The following is a 21804-nucleotide window of genomic DNA, read 5'->3' as shown; positions in this document are numbered from 1 at the left end:
TCGAGGCCGATCCGGGCAAGGGGCTACCTCGCGGGGCGCCACCCAAGAAGGTCCCGCGGTCGATTCGAGAAAGGGCACCACCGCTGCCATGACCGACCTCATCTGGAACGAACTGGATTCCGCCGCCGTGGACACGGCCCGACTGCTCGCGGCCGATGCCGTCGAGAAGGTGGGCAACGGGCATCCCGGTACCGCCATGAGCCTCGCGCCGGTTGCCTACCTCCTGCACCAGAAGGTCATGCAGCACGACCCGAGCGACCCGCACTGGCTCGGCCGCGATCGGTTCATCCTCTCCGCCGGGCACAGCTCGCTCACCCAGTACGTGCAGCTCTACCTCGGCGGCTACGGCCTCGAGCTCGACGACCTCAAGTCGCTGCGCACGTGGGGCTCCAAGACTCCCGGCCACCCCGAGTTCGGCCACACCGACGGCGTCGAGATCACGACCGGCCCTCTCGGCCAGGGCCTCGCCTCCTCCGTGGGATTCGCCTACGCAGCTCGCTTCGAGCGCGGACTCCTCGACCCGGACGCCGCGCCGGGAGAGAGCGTCTTCGACCACCACATCTTCGTGATCGCGAGCGATGGCGACGTCCAGGAGGGTGTGACGAGCGAGGCAGGTTCGCTCGCCGGTCACCAGCAGCTCGGCAACCTCATCGCGATCTACGATGCCAACCAGATCTCGATCGAGGATGACACCGACATCGCCTTCACGGAGGACGTCGCTGCTCGCTACGAGGCCTACGGCTGGCACGTGCAGACCGTCGACTGGAAGAAGACGGGCGAGTACGTCGAGGACGTCCACGCCCTGCACGCGGCCATCGAGGCCGCCAAGGCCGAGTCGAGCAAGCCCTCGCTCATCGTCGTGAAGACCATCATCGGCTGGCCCGCGCCCACCAAGCAGAACACGGGCAAGATTCACGGCTCGGCCCTCGGCGGCGACGAGCTCGCCGCGACGAAGGTCGCGATGGGTGCCGACCCCGAGAAGCACTTCGACGTGAGCGACGACGTTCTCGCCCACACGCGCGCTGCCGTCGAGCGCGGTGCCGAGCGTCGTGCCGCCTGGCAGAAGCGCTTCGACGCCTGGGCGGCGGCGAACCCCGAGGGCACGGCGCTCCTGGACCGCATGCAGGCAGGCGAGCTCCCGAGCGGCCTCGAGGATGCCCTGCCCACCTTCGAGGCGGGCTCGAGCGTCTCGACCCGCGCCGCCTCCGGCAAGGTCATCAACGCCATCGCGGGCGTCGTGCCCGAGTTCTGGGGCGGATCCGCCGACCTCGCCGAGTCGAACCTGACGACCATCGCCCAGGGTGGCTCCTTCGTGCCCACGGAGCACTCGACCGAGCAGTGGAGCGGCCACCCCTACGGTCGCGTCCTGCACTTCGGCATCCGTGAGCACGCGATGGGGTCGATCCTCAACGGCATCGCCCTGCACGGCCGCACGCGCGTCTTCGGCGGCACGTTCCTCATCTTCAGCGACTACATGCGCCCCGCAGTGCGCCTCGCGGCGCTCATGCGCATCCCCGTGACCTACGTGTGGACCCACGACTCGGTCGCTCTGGGCGAGGACGGCCCCACGCACCAGCCGATCGAGCAGCTCGCCGCGCTGCGGGCGATCCCGGGCCTCGACATCGCCCGACCTGCGGACGCGACGGAGACCGCCTGGGTCTGGAAGTCGGTGCTCGAGCGCCACGACCGACCGGTCGGCCTCGCGCTCACCCGCCAGAACATCCCCGTCTTCGAGCGCGGAGAGGACGCGGCGGAGGGCGACACGCTCGCCTCGGCGCGGTTCGCCGCGCACGGCGCCTACATCCTTGCGGAAGCCCCGGGAGGAACCCCCGATGTCATCCTGCTGGCGACCGGCTCCGAGGTGCAGCTCGCCGTCGAGGCGCGCACGCGTCTCGCCGAGGAGGGCGTGAACGCCCGCGTGGTCTCCGCTCCCTGCCTCGAGTGGTTCGACGAGCAGAGCGACGAGTACCGCGAGTCGGTGCTCCCCAGCGCCGTCACCGCCCGCGTCTCGGTCGAGGCTGGACTCGCGCTCAGCTGGCACCGCTATCTCGGATCCCGCGGCCGCGCCGTCTCGATCGAGCACTTCGGTGCCTCGGCGGACTACCAGACGCTCTTCCGCGAGTTCGGCATCACGACGGACGCCGTCGTCGATGCGGCGCGCGCCTCCCTCGCCGCTGGCTGACACTCCCCGACCTCATCGCCCGCCATCCACAGAAGTGAGAACACCATGACCTCCACCCCCACCGCACAGCTGAGCGAGCTCGGTGTCAGCATCTGGCTCGACGACCTCTCTCGCGACCGCATCTCGTCCGGCGCACTCGCGGCGCTCATCGAGAGCCGCAACGTCGTCGGCGTGACGACCAACCCGACGATCTTCGCTGCCGCTCTCGCGACAGGGACGACCTACGACGAGCAGGTGGGTGAGCTCGCACGCGCCGAGGCGAGCGTGACCGATGCCGTCTTCGCGATCACCACGAGCGACGTGGCCGCAGCGAGCGACATCTTCGCCGGTGTCTACGCATCGACGAACGGGCGCGATGGCCGCGTCTCGATCGAGGTGGAGCCCGGCCTCGCCCACGACGCTGCCGGCACGATCGCGGAAGCGCGCGCTCTCTGGTCGACCGTCGACCGCCCCAACGCCATGATCAAGATCCCCGCGACGCGCGAAGGCCTCGAAGCGATCACGGAGACCATCGGGGCGGGCATCAGTGTCAACGTCACGCTCATCTTCAGCCTCGAGCGCTACCGCGAGGTCATCGAGGCCTACCTCGCGGGCCTCGAGAAGGCGCACGCCGCGGGCATCGATCTGTCGACCATCCACTCGGTGGCGTCGTTCTTCGTCTCGCGCGTCGACACCGAGATCGACAAGCGCCTCGTCGATCTGGGCACGCCCGAGGCCCTCGCGCTCAAGAGCAAGGCCGGTGTCGCCAACGCACGTCTCGCCTACGAGCTGTTCGAGAGCTCGTTCGCGAGCGACCGTGCCGCGACGCTGCTCTCGGCGGGCGCGAACGCTCAGCGACCGCTCTGGGCCTCGACGGGAGTCAAGGACCCGAGCCTGCCCGACACCCTGTACGTCACCGAGCTCGCGGTCGCGAACACCGTGAACACGATGCCCGAGAAGACGCTCGAGGCCACCTTCGACCACGGCGCCATCGCGGGCGACCAGGTCACCGGCCACTACGACGATGCGCGGGCCGTGCTCAGCAGCCTCGCCGATCTCGGCATCTCCTACGACGAGGTGACGGCCCTCCTCGAGAAGGAAGGCGTGGAGAAGTTCGTCGTCAGCTGGAACGAGCTGCTCGACACCGTCACCGCCGCGCTGGAGGCTGCACGATGACGGTCGTCGTCGCGGCACGCGGGTCGGCGCAGGAGGCCATCGACCGACTCGTGCCGGCGCTCGTCGACGAGCTCGTCGCAAGCCGGATCACGGCGGGCGACGCGACACTGTGGGGCGCGGAGGCCGAGGACGAGGCCGGCAAGCGACTCGGGTGGACGCAGGCAGTGACCGTGTCGCGCCCCCTCGTGGGCGAGATCGCCGCGCTGCGCGACCACTTCGCGGAGGTCGGCGTGACTCGCATCGTGCTGTGCGGGATGGGAGGCTCCTCGCTCGCCCCCGAGGTGATCACGCGCACCGCGGGAGTGCCCCTCGTCGTCCTCGACGCGACCGACCCCGGTCAGGTTCGCTCCGCCGTGGAGGAGAGCATCGAGTCCACCGCGGTCGTCGTCTCCTCCAAGTCGGGCTCGACGGTCGAGACCGACAGCCAGAAGCGCGCCTTCGAGACAGCGTTCCGCGCGGCGGGTATCGATCCTGCCGAGCGCATCGTCGTCGTGACCGACCCGGGCTCCCCCATGGAGGAGGCCTCGCGCGCAGCCGGCTATCGCGTCTTCCTCGCAGACCCCACCGTGGGTGGCCGCTATTCGGCACTCACTGCGTTCGGGCTCGTGCCCTCCGGGCTCGCTGGCGTCGACCTCGACCAGCTGCTGGATGAGGCCGAGGCGGCATCGCTGCCCCTCGCGGTCGACTCCCCCTCGAACCCCGGCCTGCGGCTCGCCGCCGCGATCGCCGGAGCGACGCCGCGCCGCGACAAGCTCGTGATCGTCGCCGACGGCACCCACGTCGTCGGCCTCGGCGACTGGATCGAGCAGCTGGTGGCAGAGTCCACGGGCAAGGAAGGCACGGGCATCCTGCCGGTCGTCGTCGGACCGGACGCACCCGAGCTCAGCTCGGGCGCCCCCGACGTTCAGGTGCTGCGCCTCGTCGGGGACTCGCGCGCCACACGCGAGGTCGCGGACGACGAGATCGAGATCTCCGGGTCCCTGGGTGCGCTGCTCATGACGTGGGAGTACGCCACGGCGGTCGCCGGTCGCCTGCTCGGCATCAACCCCTTCGACCAGCCGGACGTGGAATCGGCGAAGATCGCCGCGCGCGGGCTGCTGGACCACCGACCCGAGCCGACGGAGCCCCTCTTCGCGGAGGGCGGCGTCGAGGCGCGGGGGCCGCAGGAGCTGCTCGCCGGAGCATCCACCGTCGCCGAGGCGATCGATCGTCTCCGGGAGGCGACGCCCGCCGACGGCTACATCTCCGTGCACGCCTACCTGGACCGGCAGGCTCACCCCGAGCTCGAAGCAGTGCGCCACCACCTTGCTGCCCGCTCTGGTCGACCCGTCACCTTCGGGTGGGGCCCGCGCTTCCTCCACTCGACGGGGCAGTACCACAAGGGCGGTCCCGCCCACGGGGTCTTCCTGCAGATCGTCGGTCGATCGACCACGGACCTCGAGATCGCCGAGCGCCCGTTCACCTTCGGCGAGCTCATCGCGGCGCAGGCTGCGGGCGACTCCGCCGTGCTCGCCGAGCACGGGCGCCCCGTCGTGACCCTGACCGTGAGTGACGCAGCCGCGATCGCGGCCGTCATCGCCGCCGCTTCCTGATCGACCTGACCGCTAGGAGCTTCATGTCACCGGTCGAGATCTCCTCCGACCACAATCCGCTGCGATCGCTCGACGATCGACGCCTCAACCGCATCGCGGGCCCCAGCGGACTCATCATCTTCGGCGTCACGGGCGATCTCTCGCGCAAGAAGCTCATGCCTGCGGTGTACGACCTCGCCAACCGCGGTCTGCTCCCGCCGGGCTTCGGGCTCGTGGGTTTCGCCCGGCGCGACTGGGACTCGCAGGACTTCGAGAAGGTCGTCCACGACGCGGTGAAGCAGTATGCGCGGACTCCGTTCGACGAGAATGTCTGGCGCCAGCTCACGCATGGAATCCGCTTCGTGTCCGGGGAATTCGACGACGACGATGCGTTCGCCCGGCTCGCCGAGACCGTCGCCGACCTGGACCGCGATCGCGGCACGATGGGCAACCACGCCTTCTATCTGTCGATCCCTCCCAAGTCGTTCCCGCTGGTGACGGAGCAGCTGCGACGCAGTGGACTCGCGGAGGCCGACGACGGCCAGTGGCGGCGCGTCGTCATCGAGAAGCCCTTCGGCAGCGACCTGCGCACGGCGCGCGAGCTCAACGATGTCGTCGAGTCCGTCTTCCCGCCAGACTCGGTGTTCCGCATCGACCACTATCTCGGCAAGGAGACGGTCCAGAACATCCTGGCCATGCGCTTCGCCAACATGCTCTACGAGCCGCTGTGGAATGCGAACTACGTCGACCACGTGCAGATCACGATGGCGGAGGACATCGGCGTCGGCGGTCGTGCCGGGTACTACGACGGCATCGGGGCTGCCCGCGACGTCATCCAGAACCATCTCCTGCAGCTGCTCGCCCTCACCGCCATGGAAGAGCCCGTCTCGTTCGCCGCGGCGGATCTGCGTGCGGAGAAGGAGAAGGTGCTCTCCGCGGTGCGCCTGCCGAAGGATCTCGCCACCGGCACCGCGCGCGGTCAGTACGCCAGTGGCTGGCAGGGTGGCGAGTGGGTTCCCGGCTTCCTCGAGGAGGAGGGCATGAACCCCGAGTCGGTGACCGAGACCTATGCCGCCATGAGACTCGACATCAATACGCGCCGGTGGGCGGGTGTTCCCTTCTACCTGCGCGCGGGCAAGAGGCTCGGGCGCCGCGTGACCGAGATCGCCGTCGTGTTCAAGAGAGCTCCCCAATACCTCTTCGCGGAGAGCCAGACCTCGGCGCTCGGCCAGAACGCTCTCGTCATCCGTGTGCAGCCCGATGAAGGGGTGACGATCCGCTTCGGGTCGAAGGTTCCCGGCGCCGGCATGCAGGTGCGCGACGTCACGATGGACTTCGGCTACGGCCACGCCTTCACCGAGGCGAGCCCCGAGGCATACGAGCGTCTCATCCTCGATGTCCTGCTGGGCGAGCCACCGCTCTTCCCCCGTCACGAGGAGGTGGAGCTCAGTTGGAAGATCCTCGACCCCATCGAGGAGTTCTGGGCGACGCAGGGCGCACCCGAGTCCTACGCCCCCGGAACCTGGGGGCCCGCCTCCGCCGACGATCTGCTCGCACGCGATGGACGAGTCTGGAGGCGCCCATGATCATCGACCTGCCCAGCACGACCGCGAGCGCGGTCTCGAAGACTCTCGTGCGCATTCGCGACGAAGCGGGCGCCGTCGCGCTCGGCCGCGTGCTCACGCTCATCATCGTCTCGACGATCGGCGACGAGGAGGAGGTCATCGCTGCCGCCAACGAGGCGTCGCGCGAGCACCCCATGCGCATCATCGTCGTCTCGACCGATGACACGGCGCAGTCCCCGCGACTCGACGCCGAGATCCGCGTCGGTGGGGACGCCGGGGCGAGCGAGGTCATCGTGCTGCGTGCCTACGGTGAGACGGCGAGCGACCAGCGAGGCCTCGTCACGGGGCTTCTCTTGCCGGACGCCCCGGTGGTCTCTTGGTGGCCCAAGGAATGCCCCGAGGGCGTTTGCGACACGCCGCTCGGCCGACTAGCGCAGCGCCGGATCACCGACTCGGCGGCGAGCGGCGACCCCGTTGCCGCGCTCGATCGCGTCGCCGCAGGTTATCGACCCGGAAACACGGACTTCGGCTGGACGCGACTGACCCTGTGGCGCGCCCAGCTCGCGGCGGCGCTGGATCAGCCGCCGTACGAGAGCATCACGGCGGTGGAGGTCTCCGGGGCGCCTGAGGCACCCTCGACGACGCTGCTCGCAGCGTGGCTGAAGTGGCGGCTCGAGGTTCCCGTCGAGGTGCACACCGAGGGTTATGCGCCTGCGTCCGGCATCCACAGCGTGGTCCTGCACCGTGCCAGCGGTCCGATCCGCCTCGCGCGCACGGAGCCCGACGTGGGAACCCTCACCCAGCCCGGACAGCCCGATCATGAGATCTCGTTGCCGAGGCGCGGTCTGCGGGAGTGCCTGGCTGAGGAATTGCGTAGGCTCGACCCCGACGACGTGTTCGGTGCCGTGCTCGCCGCGTCTCGAGAGAGCGCCCCCGCCACGCACTGAGACGTCGCCGCACCCCGCCCCACCTGAAAGGCTCGTGATACTCGTGACCACCGATCGACGCGTGCTCGTTCATCCTGACCGTTCGACTCTCGCGGGAGCGGTGGCGGCCCGGTTCCTCACCAAGCTCGTCGACCTCATCGAGGACGAGGGCAGGGCGCACGTCGTGCTCACGGGGGGCAGCGTGGGCATCGAGGTTCTCGAGGCGATCGCGCACTCCCCCGGACGCGACAGCGTCGCTTGGCATGCTGTGCACCTGTGGTGGGGGGACGAGCGGTGGCTGCCGCGCGGTGACGCGGATCGCAATGAGACCCAGGCCCGCCAGGCGCTCATCGATCACATCGCGATTCCGCCGAACAATGTGCACCCGTTCCCGGCATCGGACGAGGGCATCGAGCTCGAGGAGGCGGCCGAGCGCTATGAAGCGACTCTGCGCGCGCACTCCGATGGAGCGGAATTCCCCACGTTCGCCATCACGTTCTTGGGCGTCGGCCCCGATGGCCACATCGCGTCGCTCTTCCCGGACCGGGAAGGCCCGACCATCGAGCGGGCCGGTGTCATCGCCGTGCACGACTCCCCGAAGCCACCGCCCGGTCGCCTGAGCCTCTCCCTGCCCCTCTTGCGCCGCTCCGAGCGCATCTGGCTCGTGCTCGCCGGAGCGGACAAGGCTCCGGCGCTGGGCCTGGCCCTCGCCGGTGCCTCCTTCGCCGACGTACCGGCAGCCGGGGCGAAGGGCACCAAGCGCACGGTGTTCTTCGTCGACGAAGACGCCTCGGCAGAGGTGCCGGAGGCGCTCATCGCACCGACGTCGTACTGGACGGGTGCGATGGATCAGTCCGACTGGCAGCCCGAGACGTGGCGCCCGACCGAGTCACGATGAGTGCCGAGTCGGGACAGACGCTGAGCGGCTAAGCGGTACCGCGGCGCTGTCGCAGGCGCTGCAGAGCCTCATCGAGGATCTGCTTGGCCTCCTCGTCGCTGCGGCGCTCCTTCACGTAGGCGAGGTGCGTCTTGTACGGCTCGTTCTTCGCCATCGCGGGCGGATTGTTCTTGTCGCGCCCCGCAGGCAGCCCCGAGGCCGGTGAATCGATCGTCTCGGGAATCTCCTCCTCGGGCAAATTCGCCGCGAAATGGCGCACGGTCTCATTGCCGAGCGCATCCCAGTACGAGATCGTGAGGCGCTCGGCCTGGATCCCGCGGTCCTGCTCCCCCATGGGGCCTGAACCAACGCGGGAACCGCGAATAGCGCTTCCTCCTGACACCATGTCGTTTCCCCCTATGCCGCGTCGAAGCGCGTGATGAGACCGAGCACGATGATCGCGGACACCCAGACGAGGGCGAGGATGATCGTGATGCGGTTGAGGTTCCGCTCCGCCACCCCGGAAGCACCGAGGTTGGACGTGACGCCGCCGCCGAACATGTCGGAGAGCCCGCCGCCGCGACCGCGGTGCAGCAGGATCATGAGCGTCAGCAGGAGGCTCGTGATTCCCAGGATGACCTGGAGCACGACCTGAAGAATTTCCACGGATAGAACCTCTCGAGCGTTTCGGACAGTCTCCTACCCTACCGGACAGGGAAGGGCTGGGGCGTCAGACAGTGCCGACGTGCTTCGGGAAGCGGGCGATGGCGGAGAACTCGTCCACGTCGAGACTCGCTCCCCCGACAAGGGCGCCGTCGACGTCCTTCTGCTTCATGAATCCGGCGATGTTCGCGGCCTTGACACTGCCGCCGTAGAGGATGCGCGTGCGCTGAGCAGCGTCCGCCCCGAGGGCGGTCTCGATCTCCGCGCGCAGCGCGGCGCACACCTGCTGCGCCTGCTCGGGCGTCGCTGCCTGGCCGGATCCGATCGCCCACACCGGCTCGTATGCGACCACGATCTCCTGCTCGGGATCGAGCTCGGCGAGAACAGCCGCCAGCTGACCCACAGGCACCGCCGAGGGGCCGTGCGCCTCGAGGTCCTCCGCGGTCTCGCCCACGCACACGACGGGCGTCAGGCCATGCCGCAGAGCGGCGACGGTCTTCGCGGCGACGATGGCGTCGTCCTCGTGGTGGTACTGCCGACGCTCCGAGTGGCCGATGATGACGTAGCGGCACTCGAGAGCCGCGAGGAAGGCTCCCGAGATCTCGCCCGTGTAGGCGCCGCTGTCGTGCGCGGAGAGATCCTGTCCGCCGTGGGCGAGGTCGAGCTTGTCTGCGGAGATGAGCGTCTGCACGCTGCGAAGATCGGTGAAGGGCGGGAAGACCGCTACCTCCACCTCGGCCGAGGAGTGCTTCGCATCCCGCAGCGACCACGCCAGCTTCTGCACGAAGGCGATCGACTGCAGGTGGTCGAGGTTCATCTTCCAGTTTCCCGCGATGAGCGGGGTGCGTGTCATGACCATCCGAGGACCTCCAGTCCGGGTAGCTTCTTGCCCTCGAGGAACTCAAGGCTGGCGCCGCCCCCCGTGGAGACGTGGCCGAAATCGCTGTCGCGGTATCCGAGCGCGCGCACGGCGGCGGCGGAGTCGCCACCGCCGACGACGCCGAGACCGGGCATCCGAGACAGCGCTTCGGCGACCGCCTTCGTGCCCGCCGCGAATGCCGGGAACTCGAAGACGCCCATGGGCCCGTTCCAGAACACGGTCGAGGACGACGACACCAGCTCGGCGAAGCGCGCCGCCGTGTCCGGGCCGATGTCGAGACCGATACCGGCGGCGCCCGCGGGCCCGCCCTCCAGGTCGTCTGCTCGCTGGACGGTGTAGGCGGCGTCGGCGGAGAACGACTCCGCGACGGCGACGTCGGTCGGCAGGACGATCTCGACACCCCGCTCACGCGCCTCGTCGAGGTAAGCGCGCACCGTGTCGAGCTGATCCTCCTCGAGCAGGCTCGCGCCGACCGCGTGCCCCTGTGCCTTGAGGAAGGTGAAGAGCATGCCTCCACCGATGAGGAGCCGATCGACCCGGGGCAGCAGGTGGGCGATGACGCCGAGCTTGTCGGAGACCTTCGACCCGCCGAGCACGACCGTGTAGGGGCGCTCAGGCGTCTCGGTCAGGCGGTCCAGGACCTCGAGCTCCGTGGCGATCAGCGAACCCGCTGCGCTCGGCAGCAGTTGGGCGAGCTCGAAGACGCTCGCCTGCTTGCGGTGCACGACCCCGAAGCCGTCCGAGACCATCGCGTCGCCGAAGCGCGCGAGACGCTCGGCGAACGCGCGCCTCTCCGCGTCGTCCTTGCTCGTCTCCCCCGCGTTGAACCGCAGGTTCTCGAGCAGCGCGATACGGCCGTCCTCGAGAGCCTCGACGGTCTTCTCGGCAGCCGACCCGACGGTGTCCTCGGCGAAGGCGACAGGCGAGCCGAGCAGCTCGCACAGTCGCTGGGCGACGGGCTTCAGGCTGTAGCGCGCATCCGGCGCGCCATCCGGTCGGCCCAGGTGGGAGACGACGACGACGCGCGCTCCGCGGTGCAGGAGCGCGTTGAGCGTCGGCAGCGAGGCGCGGATGCGACCGTCGTCTGTCACGACGCCGTCGGCGAGCGGCACGTTGAGGTCGCACCGGACGATCACGCGCCGGCCGGAGAGGTCTCCGAGGGATTCGATCGTGCGCAGGGCCACGACGGTTCTCCTGGATGCTCAGCTAGAGCCGTGCGCCGACGTACTCGGTCAGGTCGACGAGTCGGTTGGAGTAGCCCCACTCGTTGTCGTACCACGCCGAGACCTTGACGAGGTTGCCGCTCACGTTCGTGAGCTCCGAGTCGAAGATCGACGAGTGCGGGTTGAGCTGGATGTCGCTCGAGACGATCGGGTCCTCCGTGTACTGGAGGATGCCGTGGAGGCGCCCCTCCGCCGCGGCGGCCTTGTACGCCGCGTTGATCGTCTCGGCAGTCAGACCCTCGGCGGAGGTGATGACGGTGAGGTCGACGATCGAGCCGGTGGGCACGGGCACGCGGTACGAGGAGCCGCTGAGCTTGCCGTTGAGCTCGGGCAGCACGAGGCCGATGGCCTTGGCGGCGCCGGTCGAGGCGGGAACGATGTTGATGGCCGCGCCGCGCGCACGACGCAGGTCGCTGTGCGGGCCGTCCTGCAGGTTCTGGTCGGCGGTGTAGGCGTGCGCGGTCATCATGAAGCCGCGCTCGATGCCGAAGGCGTCGTTGAAGACCTGCGCGAGGGGCGCGAGGCAGTTCGTCGTGCACGACGCGTTCGAGATGATGACGTCGGAAGCGGGGTCGTAGCTCTCCTCGTTGACTCCCATGACGATCGTCGCGTCGTTGCCGGAGGCCGGGGCCGAGATGAGGACCTTCTTCGCTCCGCCGGCGATGTGCTTCTTCGCGTCCTCGGCCTTGGTGAAGCGACCGGTCGACTCGATGACGATGTCGACGCCGAGGTCGCCCCAGGGAAGGTCGGAGGGGTCGCGCTCGGCGAAGACGCGGATGCGCTGATCGCCCACCGTGATCGAGTCGCCGTCGTGCGAGACATCGTGGGCGAGCGGGCCGCCGACGGAGTCGTACTTGAGCAGGTGAGCGAGGGCCGCGTTGTCCGTGAGGTCGTTGACCGCGACGATCTCGAGGTCGCTGCCCTGGGCGAGGGCCGCGCGCAGGTAGTTGCGGCCGATGCGTCCGAATCCGTTGATGCCGATCTTCACGCTCACGTGAGCTCCTTGTCGTGGGGGCGCTCCACGGCGCCGTGGGGTGGTCCGGGTGGTGGTGGTGATGGTGACATGAGTGTGGCCGGGGACATCGCCCCGGCCACGATGCCGATTACGACAGTAGCAGGAGGGCGTCGCTGCCTGAGCGCGCCGCCGCGAAGCGGTCGGCGACGTTCTGCCAGTTGACGATGTTCCAGAAAGCCTTGACGTAGTCGGCCTTGACGTTCACGTAGTCGAGGTAGAAGGCGTGCTCCCACATGTCGAGCTGCAGCAGCGGCACCGTCGCCTGAGCGGTGTTGCCCTGCTGGTCGAAGAGCTGCTGGATGACGAGGCGACGGCCGATCGGGTCCCAGGAGAGTACTCCCCAGCCGGAGCCCTGGATGCCCATCGAGGCCGCGGTGAAGTGGGCGACGAACTGGTCGAACGAGCCGAAGAACTCGTCGATCGCGGTCGCGAGCTCGCCGGTCGGCTTGTCCCCGCCCTCGGGCGACAGATTGGTCCAGAAGATGGAGTGGTTGATGTGGCCGCCAAGGTGGAAGGCGAGGTCCTTCTCCAGACGATTGATGTTGGCGAAGTCACCTGACTCGCGCGCGGCCGCCATGCCCTCGAGAGCGGCGTTGGCGCCGGCGACGTAGGCGGCGTGGTGCTTCGAGTGGTGGAGCTCCATGATGCGGCCGCTGATGTGCGGCTCGAGCGAACCGTAGTCGTAGGACAGTTCGGGAAGGGTGTAGACGGACATGTGCGTATCTCTCCTCGCGAATTCTCGTCAGGCCGCAACGCTGAGCGCGCGACCCTCCTGACGGGTGATCAGTCTAGTGACGGCAACGCCGCGGCCTCCCAGGCTGTTCCCGATACCCACCTCACGCTCAGTCGACCTCGGCGGGGAGCCCGGCCTCGGTACCGGGAATGCCGAGCTGCTCGGCCTTCTTGTCCGCCATCGCGAGCAGGCGCCGGATGCGCCCGGCGACCGCGTCCTTGGTCATCGGAGGGTCGGCGTGGTGGCCCAGCTCGTCCAGGCTCGCATCGCGATGGTTGAGCCGCAGCTCACCGGCGTAGCGCAGATGGTCGGGCAGGTCGTCCTCGAGGATCTGCAGGGCGCGCTCGACGCGGGCGCACGCCGCCACGGCGGCCTGCGCGGAGCGTCGGAGGTTGGCGTCGTCGAAGTTGACGAGGCGGTTCGCGGTCGCCCGCACCTCGCGGCGCTGCCGCATCGCCTCCCAGTCCTCGACCGTGCGCTCGGCTCCCATCGTGCGGAGCATGAGCCCGATCTTGTCGCCGTCGCGAATCACGACGCGGTGCACTCCGCGCACCTCGCGGGCCTTGACGGGGATGCCGAGTCGTCCGGCAGCTCCCACGAGCGCCATCGCGGACTCGTTGCCGGGGCAGCTGATCTCGAGTGCCGCTGATCGGCCCGGGTCGGTGAGGGAGCCGTGCGCGAGGAAGGCGCCGCGCCAGACGGCCGCGAGCTCCTCCTTCGTGCCTGTCGTCAGACGGTTCGGAAGGCCGCGCACGGGGCGTCGTCGCGCATCCAGCAGGCCGGTCTGCCGTGCGAGAGTCTCTCCGCCCTCGAGAACTCGCACGAGATAGGTGGGAGTCTTGCGAATGCCGCTCGGCGACATGACAGCCGCGTCGCTGCGCATGCCGTAGAGCTCGGCGAGATCCTTCCGCACGCGGCGCGCGATCGCGGGCGCGTCGACCTCGATTTCGACGGCCACACGACCGGAGATCAGATGGAGTCCTCCCGCGAAGCGCAACACGGTCGCAAGCTCGGCCGCACGCACGGTGGTCTTGGTGACCGCCAACTGTGCCAGTTCTTCTTTCACGTCGGCGGTCAGCGCCACAATCGCGCTCCTCTCGTTCTGCTTCGTCCTCGCCCAGCGGGTCGGGATGACACTCGACCTTACTCGCGTCCGAGGTCGCGGTGCTTCACCGTCACATCGATGCCAGGCATGCCGCGAAGGTGCGCCGCGAACTCCTCTACCAGCGCGACGGACCGGTGCTTGCCCCCCGTGCAGCCGATCGCGATGGTCGCATGCGGCTTGTTCTCCCGAGCGTACCCGGCGAGCACGGGGCCCAGCGCGGCGACGAAGTGCTGCACGAACTCCCGAGCGCCCTCCTGCTCGAGCACGAACTCGCTCACGCGCGGGTCCTGGCCCGTGGCACGGCGCAGGTCGTCCTGCCAGAAGGGATTGGGCAGGAAGCGCGCATCGGCCACGATGTCCGCGTCGGTCGGGATGCCGTACTTGAAGCCGAAGCTCTCGAGGGTCACTCGGACCAGCGCCCTGCCCTCGTCGGCGAAGAGCTCCGTGACGGTCGTGGCGAGCTGGTGGATGTTGTACTCGCTCGTGTCGATGATGAGGTCGCTGAGCTCGCGCACGGAGGTCATGAGCGCGCGCTCGCGCGCGATGCCGTCGAGCAGGGTGCCGTCGGCCTGCAGCGGGTGCGGTCGTCGCACCTGCTCGAAGCGGCGGACGAGCGCCTGATCGGTCGCATCGAGGTAGACGACGCGCACGGGCGTGCGCTCGCGCAGCTCCCCGATGATGCTCGCAAGGTCTGCGAAGAGCTTCCCTCCGCGCACGTCGACGACGGCAGCGATGGAGGGCAGCGCGCTGCCCGGATGCATGGCCAGGTCGAGGAGCGGGCGCAGCATCTGCGGCGGCAAATTGTCGACGACGTACCAGTCGAGATCTTCGAGGGCGTTCGCGACGGTGGACCGCCCCGCGCCGGACATGCCCGTCACGATGAGGACGTCGTTCGGCGTGCTCTCGCTCACAGTGGCCTCTTGCTCAGGTCGGGGACGGGGCGGCACCAGCCTAGACGCCCGCGCCATCGCGAAGCTCGCGATGGATCGCTGCCGCCACGACGGCGCCGATGCCGTCGACCTTCTCGATCTCCTCGGTGGACGCTGCCCGCAGGCGCGACACGGAGCCGAAGTGCTGCAGGAGCCGCTTGATGCGTGTGGGGCCGAGGCCCGGCACTGTGGAGAGCTGACTGCGGATATCCCGCGAGCGCGTCGTGCGCTGGTAGCGGAGCGCGAAGCGGTGCGCCTCGTCGCGGAGGCGCTGCAGCAGGAAGAGGGCATCGGAGGTTCTGGGCAGGATCACGGGGTACGGGTTTCCCGGCAGCCAGATCTCCTCGAGCCGCTTGGCGATGCCGCAGACGGCGATGTCGTCGATGCCTTCGTCGCGCAGAGCGCGGGCTGCGGCCTCCACCTGAGGTTGCCCGCCGTCGACGACCAGCAGTCCCGGTCGATAGTGGAAGGAGTGCCTCGGCGCCTCCTGGACGACCTCTCCTTCGCCGACCGCCGCATCGCCGGTGTCGGCGAGCACAGCTGCCGCCCCGGTGTCCTGGTTCGCGGCGCGGTCGAGATGGGCGAGACGCCGTCGCAGCACCTGGTAGAGCGCATCGGTGTCGTCACGCGCCTGCGGGATCGCGAAGGTGCGGTACTGGTTCTTCCTGGGGAGCCCGTCCTCGAAGACCACCATGGACGCCACCTGGTTGGTACCGCCGAGGTGGGAGACGTCGAAGCACTCGAGTCGCAATGGCGCGCTCGCGAGCCCCAGGGCCTCCTGGAGGTCGGCAAGCGCTTGGGAGCGGGCCGTGAAGTCGCCACTCCGCCGGGTCTTGTAGAGGCTCAGGGCGCCCTGCGCGTTGGTGGCGACGGTCTGCGCGAGGGCTGCCTTCTCGCCGCGCTGGGCGACCCGCACCGTGACGCCGCCGCGCTCGTGCGCGGCGCGCCGCCGCTCCCCCAGCAGGGTCTGCAGGGCGGCCGCGTCGTCGGGCACCGCGGGCACGATCACCTCGCGCGCCGGTACCGTGCCATCGTCGTAGGCCTTCTGCAGCACCGTGTCGACGAGCTCGGCGAGTGTGACATCGAGCTCGGTGTCGACGACCCAGCCGCGCACGCCGCGAATGCGCCCGCCGCGCACGATGAAAAGCTGCACAGCCGCTGCGAGCTCGTCGTACGCGACACCGAAGATGTCGGCATCGACGTCCTCGGCGAGCACGATCGCGTTCTTCGCGAGGGCGGTCTCGAGCGCGCCGACCTGGTCGCGCAGCCGCGCGGCGCTCTCGTAGTCGAGCTCGGCCGCCGCGGCGGCCATCCGCTGCTTGAGATCGCGCACGAATCGCTCGTCGTTGCCCGCCATGAAGGACGCGAGATCGAGCGCGATGCCCCGGTGCTGCTCCGGCGTCACGCGGCCCACGCAGGGCGCCGCGCACTTGCCGATGTCGCCGAGCAGGCAGGGCCTACCAGCCCGCTGTGCGCGCTGGTAGATGGCATTCGAGCAGGAGCGCATGGGGAAGGCCTTGAGCAGGATGTCGATGGTCTCCCGCACGGCCCAGACCTTCGTGTACGGGCCGAAGTACCGGGCACCGTCGATGCCGCGCGTGCGCGTCACCATGACCCGCGGCACCCTCTCGCCGAGGGTGATGGCGACGTAAGGGTACGTCTTGTCGTCCCGGAACTGCACGTTGAAGGGAGGGTCGAACTCTTTGATCCAGGTGTACTCGAGCTGCAGGGCCTCGAGCTCGCTGCCGACGACGGTCCACTCGACACCGCGCGCCGAGGTGACCATGCGGCGGGTGCGCTCGTGCAGGCTCGTGAGCGGCTGGAAGTAGTTGCTGAGACGGGAGCGCAGGTTCTTGGCTTTGCCGACATAGAGAACTCGACCGCTCTCATCATGAAAGCGATAAACCCCCGGTTCGACGGGGATCTCTCCGCGTGCGGGGCGCCAGTGCTCGCGCGTGGACATGTCAGGCGCCGATGACCTCGGTCTGCGGCAACAGCTCGGCGAGGAACTGCCCGGTGTAGCTGTCGGCGTGCTCGGCCACCTGCTCTGGCGTGCCCGTGACGAGCACCTGACCGCCGCCGGCTCCGCCTTCGGGACCGAGATCGATGAGCCAGTCGGCCGCCCGGATGACGTCGAGGTTGTGCTCGATGACGATGACGGTGTTGCCCTTGTCGACGAGGCCGCCCAGCACGACGAGCAGCTTGCGCACGTCTTCGAAGTGCAGCCCCGTCGTCGGCTCGTCGAGCACGTACACGCTGCGGCCCATGGATCGCTTCTGCAGCTCGGTCGCGAGCTTGACGCGCTGCGCCTCGCCACCCGAGAGCGTCGTGGCGCTCTGGCCGAGCCTCACGTATCCGAGGCCCACGTCGACGAGGGTCTTCAGGTAGCGGTGGATGGCCGAGATGGGCTCGAAGAACTCCGCGGCCTGTTCGATGGGCATGTCGAGCACTTCTGAGATGTTCTTGCCCTTGTAGTGCACGGTGAGCGTGTCCCGGTTGTAGCGGGCTCCATGGCAGACCTCGCACGCGACGTAGACGTCCGGGAGGAAGTTCATCTCGATCTTGATGGTGCCGTCGCCCGCGCAGTTCTCGCAGCGGCCGCCCTTGACGTTGAAGCTGAAACGTCCGGGCAGGTAGCCGCGCGACTTCGCCTCCAGCGTCTCGGCGAACAGTGAACGAATGCGGTCGAAGACGCCCGTGTACGTTGCGGGGTTCGAGCGGGGCGTGCGTCCGATGGGCGCCTGATCGACGTGCACGACCTTGTCGAGATGCTCGAGCCCGTGCACGCGCGCGTGCTTGCCGGGTACTTGCCGTGCGCCGTTGAGGCGGTTCGCGAGCACCTTGTAGAGGATGTCGTTCACGAGCGACGACTTGCCGGAGCCGCTCACCCCCGTCACCGCGACGAAGACGCCGAGAGGGAACTCGACGGTCACGTTCTGTAGGTTGTTGGCCCGTGCGCCCTCCACCGTGAGGATGCGCCCGCGGTCGATCGGCCGCCGTGTCACGCGCTCGATGACCTGCCGCCGACCTGCGAGGTAGTCCCCGGTGATCGACTCCTTGTTCTTCAGCAGGCCGGCATAGGAGCCGGAGTGCACGACGCGCCCGCCGTGCTCCCCCGCACCCGGCCCAATATCGACGATCCAGTCGGCGGTGCGGATGGTGTCTTCGTCGTGCTCGACGACGATGAGGGTGTTGCCGAGGTTCTTGAGCTTGACGAGGGTGTCGATGAGTCGCCTGTTGTCGCGCTGGTGCAGCCCGATGCTCGGTTCGTCGAGCACATAGAGCACCCCGGTGAGCCCGCTGCCGATCTGCGTCGCGAGCCGGATGCGCTGCGCCTCGCCGCCGGAGAGGCTGCCGGCCGCACGGGCCATCGTCAGATAGCCGAGGCCGACTTCGAGGAGGAACTCGAGGCGGGCGCGGATCTCGCGCAGCACGGCCGCGGCGATCGAGGCCTCCCGATCGGTCAGGCTGATCGCGGTGACGAACGCATAGGCATCCTGCAGGCTCAGCTCGGCGACCTCGGCGATGTTGCGGTCGTCGACGAGCACGGCGAGCACTTCGGGCTTGAGACGGGCGCCGTCGCACTCGGGGCAGGGGACCTCGCGCAGATACTCTGCGAACCGCTGCTGCGACCAGTCGCTCTCGGCCTCCCGGTACTTGCGCTCGATGTAGGGGATGACCCCTTCGAAGCCGGTCGTGTAGGTGACATCGCGCCCGTAGCGGTTGCGCCACTTGACCCGCACGTCGAAGTCGTTGCCGTGCAGCACGGCGTGCTGCGTGCTCTCCTCGAGCTCGCCCCACGGTGTGTCGAGGGAGAACCCGAGGTCGTTCGCCAGTCCACCCAAGAGCTTCTGGAAGTAGCTGTAGAGGCCCTTGCCCTGCTGGTTCCAGGGAAGGATCACGCCGTCGTTGAGGGTGAGGCTCGGGTCACCGATGAGCAGGTCGACGTCGACCGCTTGTCGTGTGCCGAGCCCGGAGCACACGGGACAGGCGCCGAAAGGTGCGTTGAACGAGAAGGTACGAGGTTCGATCTCGGTCAGGCGCAGAGGGTGACGGTTGGGGCAGCTGAGCTTCTCGCTGAAGGTGCGGGTCGCGCTCTCCCCCTCCTCGTCCACGAAATCGATCACGACGAGGCCGTCGGTGAGCCGCAGCGCGGTCTCGAGCGAGTCGGTGAGGCGCGTGAGGATGTCGTCCTTCGCGACGAGCCGATCGACGACGACGGCGATGTCGTGCTTGACCTGCTTCTTGAGAGTGGGCGGATCGCTGAGCTGGATGACCTCGCCGTCGACGACCGCACGTGAGTAGCCGCCCGCCGCGAGCTCCTTGAAGAGGTCGACGAACTCGCCCTTCTTCTGGCTGACGACGGGAGCGAGCACCTGGTAGCGGCGTCCGCTCTCGAGCGTCATGAGCTCGTCGGCGATCTGCTGCACCGTCTGGCGCTGAATGCGCTCCCCGCACTCGGGACAGTGCGGAATCCCCACGCGGGCCCAGAGCAGGCGCATGTAGTCGTAGATCTCGGTGATCGTGCCCACCGTCGACCGCGGGTTGCGGTTGGTCGATTTCTGGTCGATCGAGACGGCCGGGCTCAGGCCCTCGATGAAGTCGACATCGGGTCGATCGACCTGGCCGAGGAACTGGCGCGCGTACGCGGAGAGCGATTCGACGTAGCGACGCTGCCCCTCCGCGAAAATGGTGTCGAAGGCGAGAGAGCTCTTCCCGGAGCCCGAGAGCCCTGTGAAGACCACGAGCGAGTCGCGCGGAATGACGAGGTCGACGTCGCGCAGGTTGTGCACGCGCGCACCGCGCACGCTCAGGTGGGGAACGGATTCGTCAGGAGTAGCCGGCACTCTCGTCATTGTAGGTGGGGGGCCCGACAACGAGCCGTGCGCACCCGACGCGGAGGACGGGCTCAGCGCACGTGCCCGACCTCGATCATCTGCCGCAGCTCCTTCTTGAGGTCTTGCACCTCGTCCCGCAGGCGAGCGGCGAGCTCGAACTTCAGCTCGTCCGCCGCGGTGAGCATCTGCGCGTTGAGGTCGGCGATGATCGACTCGAGCTCGGCCGCGCCCGAGGCGGCGCGACCCTCCCGGCGCGCGATCGGTGCTGGAGCGCGCTTGCCCTCGCCACGCCCCGAGAGCAGGGCTTCGGTGTCGGCACCTTCGCGCACGAGTTGATCGGTGATGTCGGCGATGCGCTTGCGCAGCGGTGTCGGATCGATGCCCATCTCGGTGTTGTAGGCGATCTGGCGGTCGCGGCGGCGCGTCGTCTCGTCGATCGCCTGCGCCATCGAGGGCGTCACGGTGTCGGCGTACATGTGCACCTGGCCGCTCACGTTGCGGGCCGCGCGACCGATGGTCTGGATGAGCGAGGTCGCCGACCGCAGGAAGCCCTCCTTGTCGGCGTCGAGGATCGCCACGAGCGAGACCTCCGGCAGATCGAGCCCCTCGCGCAGCAGATTGATGCCGACGAGCACGTCGTACACGCCCTGGCGCAACTCGCGCAACAGCTCCACGCGGCGCAGGGTGTCGACGTCGGAGTGCAGGTAGCGCACGCGCACGCCCGCCTCCGTGAGGAACTCCGTGAGCTCCTCCGCCATCTTCTTCGTGAGCGTCGTGACGAGCACGCGCTCGTCGCGCTCGGTGCGCTGGCGGATCTGCTCGAGCAGATCGTCGATCTGGCCCTTGCTCGGCTTGACGACGATCTCCGGGTCGATGAGACCCGTGGGGCGGATGATCTGCTCGACCACCGAGTCGGTGATGCCGAGCTCGTACTTGCCGGGGGTCGCCGAGAGGTACACCTTCTGCCCGGTGCGGGCGAGGAACTCCTCCCAACGCAGAGGCCGGTTGTCCATCGCGCTCGGCAGGCGGAAACCGTGCTCGACAAGTGTGCGCTTGCGTGAGGCGTCACCTTCGAACATCGCGCCGATCTGGGGCACGGTCACGTGGCTCTCGTCGATCACGACGAGGAAGTCTTCGGGGAAGTAGTCGAGGAGGCAGTTCGGCGGCTCCCCCGCCGCGCGGCCGTCGATGTGGCGGGAGTAGTTCTCGATGCCGCTGCAGAACCCGATCTGCTCCATCATCTCGAGGTCGAAGGTCGTGCGCATGCGCAGCCGCTGGGCCTCCAGCAGGTTGCCCTGGCGCTCGAGCTCGGCCAGCCGCTCCTCCAGCTCGAGCCGGATCGTGCCGACCGCGCGCTCCATGGTTGCCGGCGAGGCGGCGTAGTGCGTCGCCGGGAAGACCGATACCGCGTCGAGGGAGCGCACGACGTCGCCGGTGAGCGGGTGCAGGGCGTAGAGCGCCTCGATCTCGTCGCCGAACATCTCGATGCGGATGGCGAGCTCTTCGTACATGGGAATGATCTCGATGGTGTCTCCCCGTACGCGGAACTTGCCGCGCGAGAAGTCCACGTCGTTGCGCTGGTACTGCATGCCGACGAAGCGACGGATGAGGTCGTCGCGCGCGATGGTCTCCCCGACCTGTAGCGCCACCATGGCTTCGAGGTATTCCTCCGCCGCGCCGAGACCGTAGATGCACGACACCGTGGACACGACGACGACGTCGCGCCGGCTCAGGAGCGAGTTGGTCGTCGAGTGACGCAGCCGCTCGACCTCGGCGTTGATCGAACTGTCCTTCTCGATGAAGGTGTCCGTCTGAGGCACGTAGGCCTCCGGCTGGTAGTAGTCGTAGTACGAGACGAAGTACTCGACCGCGTTGTGGGGCAGCAGTTCGCGGAACTCCGTCGCCAGCTGCGCCGCGAGGGTCTTGTTGTGCGCCATCACGAGCGTCGGGCGCTGCACCTGCTCGATGAGCCAGGCGGTCGTCGCCGACTTGCCCGTGCCCGTCGCGCCCAGGAGCACGACGTCGGTCTCGCCCGCATTGATGCGCGCGGCGAGCTCGGCGATCGCCTGAGGCTGGTCACCGCTCGGCTGGTAGTCGCTGACGACCTCGAAGGGGCGCACGGATCGGGTCGGCTGCATGCCG

General features: G+C 68.7%; 17 protein-coding genes. 6 read left to right on the top strand and 11 right to left on the bottom strand.

The window, feature by feature from the left end:
* The first annotated feature begins 88 nt into the window (after positions 1-88).
* Genes tkt through pgl form a run of 6 tightly spaced genes read left to right on the top strand, consistent with a single transcriptional unit; the run spans position 89 to position 8297 of the window.
* Positions 89-2182: a transketolase gene (gene tkt, locus HUJ41_RS06445; RefSeq protein WP_179871866.1), complete on the top strand. Its 2094-nt coding sequence runs from the start codon at positions 89-91 to the stop codon at positions 2180-2182.
* 45 nt (positions 2183-2227) lie between these two features.
* Entirely contained in the window at positions 2228-3337 is a 1110-nt protein-coding gene (gene tal / locus HUJ41_RS06440; RefSeq protein WP_179871865.1) for a transaldolase, read from the top strand.
* Positions 3334-4929 (top strand): glucose-6-phosphate isomerase, encoded by a 1596-nt coding sequence (locus HUJ41_RS06435; RefSeq protein ID WP_179871864.1) that lies wholly within the window; start codon positions 3334-3336, stop codon positions 4927-4929. The genes tal and HUJ41_RS06435 overlap by 4 nt, the downstream gene beginning before the upstream one ends.
* Before the next feature lie 23 nt (positions 4930-4952).
* Positions 4953-6494 carry a glucose-6-phosphate dehydrogenase gene (gene zwf / locus HUJ41_RS06430; RefSeq protein ID WP_179871863.1) on the top strand — a complete coding sequence of 514 codons (1542 nt, stop codon included), beginning with the start codon at positions 4953-4955 and terminating at the stop codon, positions 6492-6494.
* A complete protein-coding gene (locus HUJ41_RS06425) occupies positions 6491-7420 on the top strand; it encodes a glucose-6-phosphate dehydrogenase assembly protein OpcA (protein WP_179871862.1) in 930 nt (309 codons plus the stop codon). Before zwf ends, HUJ41_RS06425 begins: the two co-directional genes overlap by 4 nt.
* 43 nt (positions 7421-7463) lie before the next feature.
* Positions 7464-8297: a 6-phosphogluconolactonase gene (gene pgl / locus HUJ41_RS06420; RefSeq protein ID WP_179871861.1), complete on the top strand. Its 834-nt coding sequence runs from the start codon at positions 7464-7466 to the stop codon at positions 8295-8297.
* Positions 8298-8325: 28 nt separating this feature from the next.
* On the opposite strand, the gene HUJ41_RS06415 is transcribed toward pgl, so the two are convergent.
* The 11 genes from HUJ41_RS06415 to uvrB all read right to left on the bottom strand — a co-directional run bounded on the left by HUJ41_RS06415 (position 8326) and on the right by uvrB (position 21800).
* The gene (locus HUJ41_RS06415; RefSeq protein WP_152582837.1) at positions 8326-8682 is read right to left on the bottom strand and encodes an RNA polymerase-binding protein RbpA; all 357 of its coding nucleotides are present in this window, start codon (positions 8680-8682) and stop codon (positions 8326-8328) included.
* An 11-nt stretch (positions 8683-8693) separates the two neighbouring features.
* Positions 8694-8942 (bottom strand): preprotein translocase subunit SecG, encoded by a 249-nt coding sequence (secG, locus tag HUJ41_RS06410; protein ID WP_152582838.1) that lies wholly within the window; start codon positions 8940-8942, stop codon positions 8694-8696.
* A 64-nt stretch (positions 8943-9006) separates the two neighbouring features.
* Complete coding sequence (tpiA, locus tag HUJ41_RS06405; RefSeq protein ID WP_179871860.1) at positions 9007-9792, bottom strand: triose-phosphate isomerase; 786 nt, start codon at positions 9790-9792, stop codon at positions 9007-9009.
* Positions 9789-11003 (bottom strand): phosphoglycerate kinase, encoded by a 1215-nt coding sequence (locus HUJ41_RS06400; RefSeq protein ID WP_179871859.1) that lies wholly within the window; start codon positions 11001-11003, stop codon positions 9789-9791. The genes tpiA and HUJ41_RS06400 overlap by 4 nt, the downstream gene beginning before the upstream one ends.
* Positions 11004-11025: 22 nt before the next feature.
* Positions 11026-12036, bottom strand: coding sequence for a type I glyceraldehyde-3-phosphate dehydrogenase (gene gap, locus HUJ41_RS06395; protein WP_179871858.1), 1011 nt, complete (start codon positions 12034-12036; stop codon positions 11026-11028).
* A 109-nt stretch (positions 12037-12145) separates the two neighbouring features.
* A complete protein-coding gene (locus HUJ41_RS06390; protein WP_179871857.1) occupies positions 12146-12772 on the bottom strand; it encodes a superoxide dismutase in 627 nt (208 codons plus the stop codon).
* Between the two features lie 127 nt (positions 12773-12899).
* On the bottom strand, positions 12900-13874 hold the full coding sequence (gene whiA / locus HUJ41_RS06385) for a DNA-binding protein WhiA (RefSeq protein ID WP_152582843.1): 975 nt from the start codon (positions 13872-13874) through the stop codon (positions 12900-12902).
* A gap of 59 nt (positions 13875-13933) precedes the next feature.
* Positions 13934-14806, bottom strand: a complete 873-nt coding sequence (gene rapZ, locus HUJ41_RS06380; RefSeq protein WP_224744382.1) for an RNase adapter RapZ — start codon at positions 14804-14806, stop codon at positions 13934-13936.
* 40 nt (positions 14807-14846) lie between these two features.
* On the bottom strand, positions 14847-16787 hold the full coding sequence (gene uvrC, locus HUJ41_RS06375) for an excinuclease ABC subunit UvrC (RefSeq protein ID WP_179871855.1): 1941 nt from the start codon (positions 16785-16787) through the stop codon (positions 14847-14849).
* 1 nt (position 16788) lies between these two features.
* Positions 16789-19680, bottom strand: coding sequence for an excinuclease ABC subunit UvrA (gene uvrA, locus HUJ41_RS06370; protein ID WP_179871854.1), 2892 nt, complete (start codon positions 19678-19680; stop codon positions 16789-16791).
* A gap of 53 nt (positions 19681-19733) precedes the next feature.
* The gene (gene uvrB / locus HUJ41_RS06365; protein WP_179871853.1) at positions 19734-21800 is read right to left on the bottom strand and encodes an excinuclease ABC subunit UvrB; all 2067 of its coding nucleotides are present in this window, start codon (positions 21798-21800) and stop codon (positions 19734-19736) included.
* Positions 21801-21804 lie beyond the last annotated feature (4 nt).

The organism is Microcella indica (assembly GCF_013414345.1).
GTDB classification, from domain to species: Bacteria; Actinomycetota; Actinomycetes; order Actinomycetales; family Microbacteriaceae; genus Microcella; species Microcella indica.
Note: the sequence above shows the minus strand (reverse complement) of the source record. Positions and strands in the feature narration are given on the sequence as shown.

Bases quoted from the DNA above. Each gene is read 5' to 3' on its own strand.
- uvrC (WP_179871855.1), bottom strand. From the start codon at position 16,787: ATGTCCACGCGCGAGCACTGGCGCCCCGCACGCGGAGAGATCCCCGTC.
- tpiA (WP_179871860.1), bottom strand. From the start codon at position 9,792: ATGACACGCACCCCGCTCATCGCGGGAAACTGGAAGATGAACCTCGAC.
- HUJ41_RS06390 (WP_179871857.1), bottom strand. From the start codon at position 12,772: ATGTCCGTCTACACCCTTCCCGAACTGTCCTACGACTACGGTTCGCTC.
- uvrB (WP_179871853.1), bottom strand. From the start codon at position 21,800: ATGCAGCCGACCCGATCCGTGCGCCCCTTCGAGGTCGTCAGCGACTAC.
- tkt (WP_179871866.1), top strand. From the start codon at position 89: ATGACCGACCTCATCTGGAACGAACTGGATTCCGCCGCCGTGGACACG.
- zwf (WP_179871863.1), top strand. From the start codon at position 4,953: ATGTCACCGGTCGAGATCTCCTCCGACCACAATCCGCTGCGATCGCTC.
- tal (WP_179871865.1), top strand. From the start codon at position 2,228: ATGACCTCCACCCCCACCGCACAGCTGAGCGAGCTCGGTGTCAGCATC.
- HUJ41_RS06435 (WP_179871864.1), top strand. From the start codon at position 3,334: ATGACGGTCGTCGTCGCGGCACGCGGGTCGGCGCAGGAGGCCATCGAC.
- HUJ41_RS06425 (WP_179871862.1), top strand. From the start codon at position 6,491: ATGATCATCGACCTGCCCAGCACGACCGCGAGCGCGGTCTCGAAGACT.
- HUJ41_RS06415 (WP_152582837.1), bottom strand. From the start codon at position 8,682: ATGGTGTCAGGAGGAAGCGCTATTCGCGGTTCCCGCGTTGGTTCAGGC.
- uvrA (WP_179871854.1), bottom strand. From the start codon at position 19,680: ATGACGAGAGTGCCGGCTACTCCTGACGAATCCGTTCCCCACCTGAGC.